Raw genomic sequence first — 13,250 nt, 5'->3', positions numbered from 1 at the left:
TGTACACGCTTAACTTAAATCAATGAAACCTATCACACTACTCATTACGTCAGTGTGGCTGGCAGGTATGTGGTCGCACGCGACCGCAGCACAGCCATATACATTGGATCAGCTATTGTCGCTGGCCTTGCAAGGAAACAAAGGGGTGCAAGCAGTCGCCGCTGGCGTCGATGCTGCACGCGCTGGTGTCACCACGGCAGGTGCTTATCCGAATCCAGAAGTCGAATACACAAGCGGTCGCGTATCACCGCGAGTGCCTGGCGCTGCCACCGGTACTGGCCAAACTGTATCGATCACCCAGCGTCTGGACCTACCTAGCCAGCGTTACTTGCGCCAGGAAATGGCGCGCAAAACCGTGAGTGCAACTATCGCGGGGCAGGATCAGTTCACGGCCGAATTGGTCGCACGGGTCAAGCACGGCTATTACGAAACACTGCGACGCCAAGCTGAATTCGAAGCGGCACAGGAAGATTTAGCCGTAACCCAACAGTTGTACGACCGGGCGCAAGTGCGAGTCGATGTGGGTGAAGCGCCAAGATACGAAGCGATCCGCGTTTCTACCGAGCTGCTGAACGCGCAAAAGAACAGCCATAGCTCTCTGTTGCGTGCAAATCAGGCCAAGTCCTTCTTGCGTCAGCAGGTAGGCGATATTCTGCCTGCCAGCTTTGCTATCGCTGGTTCGATGGGCGAGGTTCCGCCTTTGGCACCACTGAATAGCTTGCGCGAAATCATGTTGTCCACCAATCCGGAACTGACCCAGTTCCGCTTGGAACTGCAACGTGCTGGTGTGGCGGTGGATTACCAGCGTTCGCTGCGTCTACCTTCGGTTGCTCTCAAAGCCGTTTCCAATCGTGACCCAGAGGTACGCGACACGCAGTTCGGCGTCGTGATGACTATTCCTCTATGGGATCGTAATCGGGGGCCGATCAATGAAGCCTCCGCCAGTGCGATGCGCGTGCGTTACGCGCTTGAAGCACGCGAATTCGAACTGACTCAACAACTGGATTCTGCCTATCAGCAATCTCAGATCGCCTCCTCGCAAGTCGAAGCACTGGAATCCGGCATCGTGCGTCAGGCTGAAAGCGCCCTGCGCGTAGCCGAAGCGGCTTACCGCTACGGCGAGCGCGGCATCATCGATTACCTCGATGCGCAGCGCGCACTGCGCACTGCACGCAACGACCTCATCGCGGCTCAATTCGATCTGCAAATAGCCACTATAGAAATCCAGCGACTGTTAGCTAACTCTTCCACAGGTAACAAACCATGATGCCCCGTCTTTCTACTACTGGCGCGATGATCGCGCTGTGCATTTCCCTCGCGGCTTGCGGCGACAAAGCTGAACCAAAAAACGAGGCACCGGCCAAGAAGGTTGATCCCAATATCGTCGTGGCTCCCGACTCACTGCGCGAACGCATCAAGATCGGCACCGTTGGCTTGAAGCCGTTCAGCGATGTGTTGCGCGTCCCGGGTCTCATCGATTTCGATCGTCAGCGCATGGTACGTATCGGCGCACCAGTCACTGGTCGCGTCACCGATATCACTGCTTCGCTCGGTCAAACTGTTAAACCAGGCGATGTATTGGCTCGTCTGCACAGCACTGAGCTGGGCAGCGCACAATTGGCTTATCTGAAGGCCAAAGCGCAATCCGAACTGCAGCAAAATAACCAGGCGCGTGCACGCCAGCTGTTTGCTGCTGACGTCATCGGTAAAGCAGAACTGCAACGTCGTGAGAACGAATACGCAGTAGCCGCAGCCGAATCACGCGCTGCAGCCGAACAACTCAAAGTGCTCGGTATGTCATCAGCCGCCATCGCACGTATGGCTCAGAGTGGTGACATCAGTTCGTTCTCGCCAGTGGTTTCTAGCTTGGGTGGCTCCGTCGTCGAACTCCAGGTATCACCAGGTCAGGTGGTACAGCCGGCAGACGCGCTATTCACCGTAGCCGATTTGTCACACGTATGGGCAGTTGCTGAAGTGCCTGAACAACAAGCTGACATGGTTGCCGTCGGTCAGGCAGTGGACATCGAAGTACCTGCACTCGGCAATCGCAAGATCACAGGGAAACTCATCTTCGTCGGACAGATCGTTGATCCAGCTACGCGTACAGTCAAGGTGCGTACCGCAATCGATAACAAGGATGGACGTCTGAAACCAGCCATGCTGGCAACCATGCTGATCGCGAGCCGAGCTACCGAGCAACTGGTCATTCCGACCGCCGCCGTAGTGCGTTTCGAGAATGAAAATCTGGTCTACGTTGAAACGCAACCGGGTCACTTCCGCGCTACCAAGATACAGGTGGGACAGTCGAATCACGATGAGCTCGTCGTGGCTTCTGGCTTGAAGGCGGGTGATCGTATTGCCGTCGACGGCGCTTTCCATCTCAACAATCAGCGTACCGGTATCGCACAGGAGTAATGCCATGTTAGAGAAGATAGTTCGCAGTGCCCTGGCACAGCGGCTGATCATTGTCGTCCTGGCAGCCATCGCCCTGGTAATCGGGTTGGATGCCATGCGCAAGTTGTCGGTCGATGCCTTCCCTGACGTCACCAACGTTCAGGTTCAGATCGCTACCGATGCCACTGGCCGCTCACCTGAAGAGGTCGAGCGTTTCGTAACAGTGCCGATTGAAATCGCCATGACCGGTCTGCCGGGAATGGAAGAAATGCGCTCGCTCAATAAACCGGGCTTGTCGCTGATCACTTTGGTCTTTACCGATGCCACCGACGTGTATTTCGCACGACAGTTGGTGATGGAACGACTCATCGAGATCGGTGCACGCATGCCCACTGGCGTAACGCCAGTATTGGGTCCGGTGTCGACCGGTCTGGGCGAGGTTTACCAATACACACTCGACAAGCCAGATGATGGTGACCGCGAGTTAACACAGAAGGAGCTAACCGAGCGACGTATCGTGCAGGACTGGATGGTGCGACCATTGTTGCGCTCGATTCCACAAGTAGCGGAGATCAACTCGCAAGGTGGCTACGTCAAGCAGTATCAGGTATTGGTTAATCCTGATCGCATGAGCCATTACGGCATTTCGCTCAAGCAGGTGTACGAAGCATTGGCACGCAACAATGCCAACTCGGGCGGTGGCATTCTGCCTCACTATGCGGAGCAATATTTGATCCGTGGCGTGGGTTTGATCGAGAATCTGGATGACATCCGCAATATCGTCTTGACCGAGTCCAACGGTACACCGGTCTACATACGTGACGTTGCGCAAGCCAGCATGGGGCACGAGGTTCGTTACGGCGCGTTGGTCAAGAATGGTGTGACCGAGTCCGTAGGTGGCATCGTGATGATGATGCGTGGCGGTAACGCCAAGGAAGTCGTGTCACGCATCAAGGATCGCGTAGCGGAAATCAACAAGGCAGGTATGCTGCCTGATGGTTTGCAGATCGTGCCTTACTACGACCGCAGCGAATTAGTGGATGCTGCTTTATGGACAGTCGCTAAAGTTCTGCTGGAAGGTGTCGCCTTGGTGGTTGTGATCTTGCTGGTGTTCCTCGGCGATATACGTTCATCCGTGATCGTCGTCGCTACCTTGATACTGACGCCATTGCTGACTTTCTTCGTGATGAATCAGTTTGGCATCTCAGCCAACTTGATGTCGTTAGGTGGTTTGGCGGTGGCGATCGGACTCATGGTGGATGGCTCAGTGGTCGTGGTGGAAAACGCCTTCGGACATCTGGGTCGACCCAATAAATACGGCAAACGCAAAGTCCACATCATCCTGAAAGCGGTTACCGAGGTCGCGACGCCAGTCGTGTTCGGTATCGGCATCATCATCCTGGTGTTCTTGCCGCTGATGACGCTCAAGGGCATGGAAGGCAAGATGTTCGCGCCGCTGGCTTTCACCATTGCGATTGCGCTAGCGATTTCATTATTGCTGTCGCTGACTTTGACACCGGTACTGTCCTCTTATCTGCTTAAAGGTGGCGCCGAACATGACACGCGCTTGGTCGGTTTCCTGAAAAAACACTACCTGCGCATGCTCGACTGGGTCTTGGCCAATGCCAAGAAAACCGTACTGTTCTCAGTACTGGCTTTCGTCGCAGCGGTAGGTATGCTGCCGTTACTGGGCACCGCCTTCATTCCTGAAATGAAGGAAGGCTCACTGGTACCTGGTATCAATCGTGTGCCGAATATCTCGCTGGAAGAATCCATCGCACTTGAGAAGCAAGCGATGGGCATCATCATGAAAGTACCTGGCGTGAAGTCTGCGATTTCAGGTGTCGGTCGTGGTGAGAGTCCTGCAGATCCACAAGCACAGAATGAATCGACGCCTATCGTCAGCCTGAAACCGCAGGATGAATGGCCAGATGGCTGGAACCAGGACACGATCGCCAGCGAGATCAAGAAACGACTGGAAGTTATACCAAGTGCACAAATCATCATGGCGCAACCGATTTCAGATCGTGTAGACGAAATGGTGACCGGCGTACGTTCCGATGTCGCAGTCAAAGTGTTCGGTGAAGATCTGGATCGCTTATTGGCGAAAGCCCATGAAATTGCACGTGTAGCCGAAACTGTCACCGGTGCACGCGACATTCGGGTGGATCGGGTCAGTGGTCAGCAATACCTGTCGATCAATATCGATAGACAGGCAATCGCGCGCTACGGCCTGAATGTATCTGATGTGAATGACGTCATCGAAGTAGCCATCGCGGGTAAAACTGCGACGGATATCTACGAAGGTGAAAAACGCTTCTCGGCTGCCGTCAGGTTGCCTGAAAACTTCCGCGGTGACGTGCAAGAGATCAAGCAGATCATGCTGACTACGCCGAATGGTGCGCGAGTACCACTGGATAGTCTTGCTCACATCGAGGTGCGCGACGGACCAGCTCAGATCAGCCGCGAAGGTGGCAAGCGTCGTGTGGTGGTGGCGATCAACGTACAGGATCGCGATTTGGGCAGCTTCGTAGCAGAACTGCAGAAAGTAGTCGGAGCCAAGATCCAACTTCCTCCTGGCTACTATCTCGAATGGGGTGGTCAGTTCCAAAATATGGAACGTGCACTGGGCCACCTTGCAGTGATCGTACCGGCGACAGTAGCGGCAATTTTCTTCCTGCTGTTCCTGTTGTTTAAATCAGTACGTTACGCAACGCTCATCATTACCGTACTGCCCTTCGCGTCGATCGGCGGCATCATCGGCCTCTTCGTTACCGGCGAATATCTGTCGGTACCGGCATCGGTGGGCTTCATCGCCTTGTGGGGTATTGCGGTACTCAATGGCGTGGTGATGGTGTCTTACATCAGGAAGCTGCGCACCGAAGGTTTGAGCATTGCGGATGCGGTAGTACAAGGCGCGACCATGCGTTTCCGTCCGGTCATGATGACGGCCACAGTCGCAATGTTGGGACTGGTGCCCTTCCTGTTCGCGACGGGTCCTGGTTCGGAAGTACAGCGTCCGTTGGCGGTCGTTGTGATTGGCGGTTTGATCACATGTACCGCGCTGACCTTGTTGGTACTGCCTACCCTGTATCGCTGGTTCGATGATGAAGAAGGCGAAGCCTGATCTAAATCTTGAGCATGGCGTCGCCATTTACGGCGACGCCTATCGTTTCATACTGAACATAGGAGTCAGAGCATGAAAGAAATCAAAGCCATTATTCGTCCAGCGCGTCTGGACGATGTACGCGAAGCCTTAGGCCAAGTAGTCGGATTCCCCGGCATGACCATCACGCAAGTGGAAGGCTGCAGCTCACCTGCACGACACCAGCCACATAACCTGAAGGAAGAATTGCTCGATTATTCACCAAAGGTACGTATCGATATCGTCGTTGACGATCAGTATGCCCAAGCCGTGTACCAAACCATCAAGAGTGTCGGCTCGACCAAACACATAGGCGATGGCATCGTATGGATCACCACGGTAGATCAATTCGATTACATCTGGCAGCCGGAGTCTTGACGTCACGAGTTTCAGTTTAGTACCGGAGTAAATTGCTTTTCAAAACGCCTGCTTATTGCAGGCGTTTTTTTACATTATGTGGACGATTACCTAGCCACCATCTTGTCTTGCCCTCGGGATCTTTTTCCATGTAACGATACTCTATGTAACGATGCCGTCACGGCCTGCATTGAGTATCCATAGGAAGGATAAGCAGTTCCTAAAACAAATCGCCAGATTTGGCGTATATTCATCCAAACGTTGTCGAGACAGTATCAATCTGTCTCATTAGTTCCGGGAAGCGCTCCCTGGGCAGTCGCGATTTACCAGCGGATCGTCGGTGTTCATCGTCAAAAAATGAGCCTTGCATGCCAGAGATCGAGCTTATTCAGTTACGAACTAACAGCGGCACACTCAATACACTGCGTGCGATGTCTTACATCGTCATTGCGCGACAAGCCCCTATTTCAAGCATTCTTGCTTCTGTTCATCGTATCCGTGCCCCCCAGGTAGCAGAAATCACACGATTTATCCCGTCTCAAGATACTTCGCCTCGAAATCGGATGGCAAACAGCTTGCGTACGTCCGTAGGCATGCCAGACAGCAATCTATCGTCACTCCCCACAGTTAACGTCTATCAACAAACCACACGGAAGAAGGTATGAACTCCACTACCCGCCTGTCAGCACCGCACCGAACACGCATCGCTGCCTGTATAGCCGTGGCGCTACTTGCTGGCTGTGCCGTTGGCCCTGATTTCAAAGAACCAGAAGCACCCAAAGTCACCGATGCAAATCGACCTTACACCGCTAAACCATTACCGGCACAAACTGTCAGTGCGCCAGGCGTAGGCGGCAGCGCTCAAAGCTTCGTCAGTGAGCAAGATATTCCTGCCCAATGGTGGGAAGTATTTCACTCAGAACCGTTGGATCGCTTGATACGCTCGGCATTGACGCGCAGTCCAACGCTTGCGTCGGCCCAGGCAGCATTACGGCAGGCACAGGCGTCGTATGAAGCTACAGTCGGCAACAAGCTTTTCCCTAGTGTCTCCGCTCAGATCGGCCCGACACGGCAAAAAGTCTCTCCGATTACCAGCGGCACAACGACTGGCGGAATATATACCTTGTATAACGCCTCGGTAAATGTCTCCTACAACATCGATGTCTTCGGCGCTACACGGCGTGACCTCGAAGGCTTGCAAGCAGCAATTGACTATCAGCGCTATCAAGTCGAAGCAGCCTATTTGAGCTTGACCGCGAATCTGGTCACAACGGCAGTACAGGAAGCGTCATTACGTGCGCAAATACAAGCCACGCGCGAAGTGATCGATGCGCAATCTCAATCGCTCACCATCGTCGAGAATCAGGCAAAACTTGGTGCCATCGCTCGCTCGACCTTATTGGCGCAGCGCACGCAATTAGCGCAAACGCTGGCAACGCTACCAGCTCTTGAAAGCGCCTTGGCACAGACACGGAATCAACTTGCCGTGTATGCAGGCCGCTTGCCTAACGATGATGGATTGCCTGAATTTTCACTTGCGTCGCTACAACTGCCGCGAGAGTTACCAGTGAGCCTGCCATCCTCACTGGTACGTCAGCGTCCGGACATACGTGCCAGCGAAGCTTTACTGCATCAAGCCAGCGCACAAGTCGGTGTCGCCACGGCCAATATGTATCCGCAAATCACATTGAGTGGCAGCGTTGGTTCGCAGAGTCTGACATTCGGTAACTTGTTTACAGCAGGTAGCGGAGTCTGGAGCATAGGCGGAAGTTTGTTACAGCCGATCTTCAATGGCGGCGCTCTACGCGCACAAAAACGCGGTGCGGTCGCTGCTTTTGAACAGGCACAAGCGCAGTATCAACAGACAGTCCTCAACGCATTCCTGAACGTGTCGAACACCCTGCAAGCTCTGGATAGCGATGCACAAACTTTGCAAGCGCAAGCCGAAGCTGCATCTCTTGCGCGTCAGCAGCTTGATCTGGTCTCAGGTCAATACAAGCTAGGCGCAATCAGCTACCTGTCCCTGCTGGATGCACAACGCACTTACCAGCAAACGCAGATATCTCTGGCGCAAGCACAGGCAGCGCGTTACTCAGATACGGCAGCCCTGTTCCAGGCGCTTGGCGGCGGTTGGTGGAATCGTCCCGAACTGTCCCAAGTGCCAGCCACGACCACTGTGGATGGCACGATACCTGACGCCAAGCCGCCCTCCCCGTAACGCTGGCTAAAAGCTGCACATAGTTTGAAAAAATCGATGCATGAACCGTCTTGAAAGATGACCATGAAAAAACGAATAATCATCATGTTGGTCGCTGTGCTGGTATTGGTGGCCGTGCTGGCTTTGGGCTTCTATCTGCATATTCAAAAATTGATCGCTTCCGCGCCTAAAGCTGGCCCGCAGACGGTAACAGCAATGAAGGTGCAATTGCTTGAATGGCAGCCACAACTGGCAGCAGTCGGCACACTCAGCGCAGTACGCGGCGTGGATGTCACGACAGAGATAGCCGGTTTGGTGACCAACGTAAATTTCAAATCGGGCCAGGAAGTCGAAGCTGGTGCCGTGCTGGTGCAATTGAATGCCGATGCCGACATCGCACAACTACAATCGCTGCAAGCAGCCGCAGAACTGTCGGCCAGCGTGCTGGCACGCGACAAGCAACAGTTCGCTGTTCAAGCCATCAGCCAAGCGCAATTGGATGGTGATGTCGCTGATCTGAAAGGCAAACGCGCATTGGCAGCACAACAAGCTGCGCTGATAGCGAAAAAGACGATACGCGCGCCGTTCGCTGGCAAGCTCGGCATCACGACCATCAACCCTGGCCAGTATCTGAATCCCGGCGACAAGGTTGTGACCCTGCAGCGTATTAATCCTATCTACGTCACTTTTAACCTACCGCAAAAACAAGTCAGCAAATTGACCCTGGGACAAAAGGTTAACGTCACCACGGACGGCTTCCCCGATCAGCTGTTCCCAGGCCAAATCACGGCCATCAGTCCCAAGGTAGATACAACAACCAGTAATTTGCAGATACAAGCCACGCTGACGAATGCCGAGCGCCAATTATTGCCTGGCATGTTTGCCAGTGCCAATGTCGATGTCGGCGAGAAGAAAAGCTATCTGACCTTGCCGCAAACAGCGATCACCTACAACCCATACGGCTCGACGGTTTTCATATTGAAAGATGCTGGCGAAAAAGCGCCTGAAGGTAAAACTGACGACAAGAAAGCGCCTGCGCCTGCACCAGCAGCACCCGCAGCCACTAGTGGCTTGGTTGTACAACAAGTCTTCGTAACTACCGGTGAAACGCGTGGTGATCAGGTCGCGATTCTGCAAGGTCTGAAGGAAGGCCAGCAAGTTGTCACCAGCGGTCAGGTTAAATTGAAAAACGGCACGTCGGTGGTGATTGATAACACCGTACAGCCGGCGAACAATCCGAATCCTGCTCCGCAAGAGAAGTGAGGCCAGCGCCATGAACTTCACCGACATCTTTATTCGCCGGCCGGTCCTTGCCATCGTCGTGAGCCTCTTGCTTGTCGTACTCGGCATGCGCTCGCTCTTCAGTCTGCCTATCAATCAGTATCCGAAAACACAGAACGCGGTGGTCACGATTTCGACCACTTACTTCGGCGCGGATGCACAAACCATAGCCGGCTTCATCACGCAACCGCTGGAAGGCGCAATCGCGCAGGCACAAGGTATCGACTATTTATCGTCATCCAGCACCAGCGGTGTCTCCACGATTACGGCTACCTTGCGTTTGAATTATGATGCCAACCGCGCATTGACCGAGATCAGTAGTCAGGTCAATTCCGTCAAGAATCAATTGCCGGTACAAGCACAAGCACCAGTGTTGACGGTGGCCACAGGTCAAACGACGGATGCCATGTATATCGGCTTTTATAGCGATACCTTGCCGACCAATAACGTGACGGACTTTTTGTCACGCGTGGTTACGCCTAAACTCAATTCCATACAAGGCGTACAGAATGCCGAACTGCTCGGTGCACGGCTCTTCGCATTACGTGCCTGGCTGGATACGAAAAAATTGGCAGGTCATGGTTTGACGCCAGCCGATATCAGTGCATCGCTGGCGAGCAATAACTATCTGGCTGCGCTCGGTGTGTCTAAAGGTCAGATGGTGACTGTGCCACTGACAGCCGGCACTGATTTGCATTCCGTGGAGGAATTCAAAAAACTCATCGTCTCGCGCAATGGCGATTCCATCGTACGTCTGGAAGATGTTGCGACGGTAACGCTAGGCTCTGAAAACTACGACTTCAACGTTGCCTTCAGCGGCGTACGTTCCGTCTTCGTCGGTATCAAAGTCGCACCTGAAGCCAATGTACTCGACGTTGCCAAACGCGTACGTGAGGCATTCCCCGAACTACGCGATCAACTACCGGCAGGTGTGACTGGCGAGATAGTCTACGACTCTACCGAGTTCATCAGCACCTCTATTACAGAGGTGATCAAGACCCTGGTGGAAGCACTGCTCATTGTGACCGTCGTCATTTATCTCTTCCTTGGCAGCTTCCGCGCGGTTGCAGTGCCGGTGATTGCGATGCCGCTATCGCTGATCGGCACCTTCTTCGTGATGTTGATGTTCGGTTATTCGATCAATTTACTCACGCTACTAGCGCTTGTGCTGGCGATCGGGCTAGTGGTCGATGACGCGATTATCGTCGTCGAGAACGTAGACCGACACATGATGGAAGAACACAAGACGCCGTGGGAGGCGTCGCTCATTGCGGCACGAGAACTAGGCAGTCCGATTATCGCGATGACCATCGTGCTCATTGCGGTGTACGTTCCTATTGGCTTTCAAGGTGGCTTAACTGGTGCGCTATTCACTGAATTCGCCTTTACGCTTGCGGGTGCGGTAGCGGTATCAGGCATAGTTGCTCTGACCTTGTCGCCAATGATGTGCTCACGCTTCTTCAAACCTAGTCAGGATGAAGGCAAGTTTGCGAAGAAGATTAATCACATCTTTGAGCGCGTACAAGGCAGCTATCGCCGCTTATTGCACACCTTGCTGGATACCTGGGTCGTGCTGATTTTGATGGGAGCGATATTAAGCGTCTTGCTGATTGTGATGTTCAAGATGGCACAATCCGAACTGGCGCCGGAAGAAGATCAAGGCATTGTCTTGTCACAAGTGGTCGGGCCGCCGACAGCGACGTCCAACCAAATGCAAACCTATGCGGAACAGGTTTTCAAGGTTGCCAAAAGCGCGCCTGAATACAGCCAGATGTTCCAGTTAACCGGTGTTCCTTCTATTAATTCCGGGATTGGTGGTGTGCTGTTGAAGCCATGGGATCAACGCACGCGCAGCGCGCATGAGGTCCAACTCGACTTGCAAGATCAATGGAATAAAATTGCTGGCGCACGTGTCGCGGCCTTCCAGTTCCCTGCCTTGCCTGGTGCTTCAGGTCTGCCGGTACAGTTTGTTATCAGTAGTACTGAACCGTTCCAGAACTTGAATACCGTTGCGCAGCAGGTACTTGCAAAAGCACAAGCCTCGGGAAAATTCTACTTTCTTGATACCGACTTGAAGATCGATCAACCACAAGCAACAGTCGTGGTGAATCGCGATATGGTCGCAGCCTTGGGCATGACGCAACAAGATGTGGGTGCCGCACTCGGTGCCGGTCTGGGCGGTGGTTACGTTAACTACTTCTCAATTGCCGGACGCTCATACAAGGTGATCCCGCAAGTGCTGCAAGTTGATCGTTTGAATCCTGACGATGTGCTCGACTTTTACATCAAGACGCCAAGTGCGGGCTTGATACTCGCCAGCACCATCGCCAGCATACGATACGACGTCGTTCCGGAATCAATTAATCGCTTCCAGCAACTTAACTCTGCAACGATCTCCGGCGTCTCCGGCGCATCACAAGGAGATGCGCTGCAGATATTGCGTGACGCAGTCAAGGAAGTGGCACCTAGCGGTTACTACGTCGATTACTCGGGGCAGTCACGCCAGTTCATCAAGGAATCAGGTGGTTTCCTTGTAACGATGATATTTGCAGTGATCATCGTCTTTCTGGCACTGGCTGCACAGTTCGAGAGTTTCCGCGATCCTATTGTGATTCTGGTTTCAGTCCCATTGGCATTGTTTGGCGCAATGATCTTTATCTTCCTGGGCTTCGCCTCAATGAATATTTACACCGAGGTCGGGTTGGTGACACTCATGGGCCTGATTAGTAAACACGGCATCTTGATAGTCGAGGTTGCGAATCAATTGCAAAAAACCGGCAAGAGCAAGCGCGAATCCATAGAAGAAGCCGCCAGCATCCGCTTGCGTCCTATCTTGATGACAACTGCGGCTATGGTGTTCGGTGTTGTACCGTTGGTGATTGCCTCAGGCGCTGGTGCAGCCGGACGACACGCGATGGGTCTGGTGATTTTCACCGGTTTGTCTATCGGTACGCTCTTCACCTTGTTTGTTGTTCCTGCCATGTACGTCTTCATAGGCACAGATCACAGCAAACAAATTGCCAAGGAAAAACTGGCGCATCCAGATACTCCTGCACCAGCAGCAACGCCGGCTGAATGAGTTAAAACCCTTTAAGCCAGTCGTACATCAATGATGTACGACTGGCTTTCCTCATGCATACATGAACGCCTTTGCGTGTAAGCACCGTACAATTGCTGCAAACATCAGGAGAATTTCATGCTGCAGGTTTGGGGGCGACGTAACTCGATTAATGTGCAAAAAGTCTTGTGGCTAATCGGCGAGCTTGGTTTGCCGCATGAACATATTCCCGCTGGAGGAAAATTTGGCATCCGGGATACGCCCGAATTTCTCGCCATGAATCCGCATGGACATGTTCCGCTCATCAAAGATGGCGATACGGTTGTGTGGGAATCGCATAGCATCTTGAGATATCTGGCCGCGCAGTATGGGGGCTCCCGTTTTTGGGATGAGGATGCGGGTCGACGCTCGCAGGCAGATCGCTGGATGGATTGGTCGCAGAGCAGTTTGCAACCGGCCTTTATCGCAGGCGTGTTCTGGAATTTTTATCGCACGCCAGTAGCCTTGCACGACGTGAACAAAATAGAAGAAAATATTGCACTCTGTACGCAATACTTTCAATTGCTTGATCGCGTTTTATCCAAGAGTCCATTTCTTGCCGGTGACAGCCTGACGCTAGCGGATATTCCTGCAGGTACCTTGCTCTATCGTTACTTTGAGCTAGACATTCCACACCCTGACGTTCCAAACGTAACGGCTTGGTATGAGCGCCTGCAGCTTCATCCAACGTATCGAGAACATGTCATGCTTCCCTTCGATGAATTACGCGGAAAGCTGAGCTTTTAATCTACAAGTCGTCTAATAAAGGAATACACACT

Annotated in this window: 8 protein-coding genes; all 8 read left to right on the top strand. The window is 53.1% G+C overall.

Annotated elements, in window-relative coordinates:
* Positions 1-22 precede the first annotated feature (22 nt).
* Positions 23-1,267 (top strand): TolC family protein, encoded by a 1,245-nt coding sequence (locus AC07N2_RS13950; protein WP_494778782.1) that lies wholly within the window; start codon positions 23-25, stop codon positions 1,265-1,267.
* A complete protein-coding gene (locus AC07N2_RS13945; protein ID WP_494778781.1) occupies positions 1,264-2,415 on the top strand; it encodes an efflux RND transporter periplasmic adaptor subunit in 1,152 nt (383 codons plus the stop codon). Before AC07N2_RS13950 ends, AC07N2_RS13945 begins: the two co-directional genes overlap by 4 nt.
* Positions 2,416-2,419: 4 nt before the next feature.
* Positions 2,420-5,521, top strand: coding sequence for an efflux RND transporter permease subunit (locus AC07N2_RS13940; RefSeq protein WP_494778780.1), 3,102 nt, complete (start codon positions 2,420-2,422; stop codon positions 5,519-5,521).
* Between the two features lie 72 nt (positions 5,522-5,593).
* Positions 5,594-5,917: a P-II family nitrogen regulator gene (locus tag AC07N2_RS13935; RefSeq protein WP_494778779.1), complete on the top strand. Its 324-nt coding sequence runs from the start codon at positions 5,594-5,596 to the stop codon at positions 5,915-5,917.
* Between the two features lie 640 nt (positions 5,918-6,557).
* Positions 6,558-8,114 (top strand): efflux transporter outer membrane subunit, encoded by a 1,557-nt coding sequence (locus AC07N2_RS13930; RefSeq protein ID WP_494778778.1) that lies wholly within the window; start codon positions 6,558-6,560, stop codon positions 8,112-8,114.
* Between the two features lie 63 nt (positions 8,115-8,177).
* Positions 8,178-9,356 (top strand): efflux RND transporter periplasmic adaptor subunit, encoded by a 1,179-nt coding sequence (locus tag AC07N2_RS13925; protein ID WP_494778777.1) that lies wholly within the window; start codon positions 8,178-8,180, stop codon positions 9,354-9,356.
* Positions 9,357-9,366: 10 nt separating this feature from the next.
* Positions 9,367-12,453: an efflux RND transporter permease subunit gene (locus AC07N2_RS13920; RefSeq protein ID WP_494778776.1), complete on the top strand. Its 3,087-nt coding sequence runs from the start codon at positions 9,367-9,369 to the stop codon at positions 12,451-12,453.
* Positions 12,454-12,570: 117 nt separating this feature from the next.
* Positions 12,571-13,218 carry a glutathione S-transferase family protein gene (locus AC07N2_RS13915; protein ID WP_494778775.1) on the top strand — a complete coding sequence of 216 codons (648 nt, stop codon included), beginning with the start codon at positions 12,571-12,573 and terminating at the stop codon, positions 13,216-13,218.
* Positions 13,219-13,250 lie beyond the last annotated feature (32 nt).

This window comes from Herminiimonas sp. GW821-FHT09C12 (assembly GCF_059416385.1).
This window is presented reverse-complemented; position numbering and strand designations above follow the sequence as displayed.

What these genes read in the sequence shown, in the direction of transcription:
- AC07N2_RS13950 (WP_494778782.1), top strand. Translation starts at nt 23, where the DNA reads ATGAAACCTATCACACTACTCATTACGTCAGTGTGGCTGGCAGGTATG.
- AC07N2_RS13945 (WP_494778781.1), top strand. Translation starts at nt 1,264, where the DNA reads ATGATGCCCCGTCTTTCTACTACTGGCGCGATGATCGCGCTGTGCATT.
- AC07N2_RS13940 (WP_494778780.1), top strand. Translation starts at nt 2,420, where the DNA reads ATGTTAGAGAAGATAGTTCGCAGTGCCCTGGCACAGCGGCTGATCATT.
- AC07N2_RS13935 (WP_494778779.1), top strand. Translation starts at nt 5,594, where the DNA reads ATGAAAGAAATCAAAGCCATTATTCGTCCAGCGCGTCTGGACGATGTA.
- AC07N2_RS13930 (WP_494778778.1), top strand. Translation starts at nt 6,558, where the DNA reads ATGAACTCCACTACCCGCCTGTCAGCACCGCACCGAACACGCATCGCT.
- AC07N2_RS13925 (WP_494778777.1), top strand. Translation starts at nt 8,178, where the DNA reads ATGAAAAAACGAATAATCATCATGTTGGTCGCTGTGCTGGTATTGGTG.
- AC07N2_RS13920 (WP_494778776.1), top strand. Translation starts at nt 9,367, where the DNA reads ATGAACTTCACCGACATCTTTATTCGCCGGCCGGTCCTTGCCATCGTC.
- AC07N2_RS13915 (WP_494778775.1), top strand. Translation starts at nt 12,571, where the DNA reads ATGCTGCAGGTTTGGGGGCGACGTAACTCGATTAATGTGCAAAAAGTC.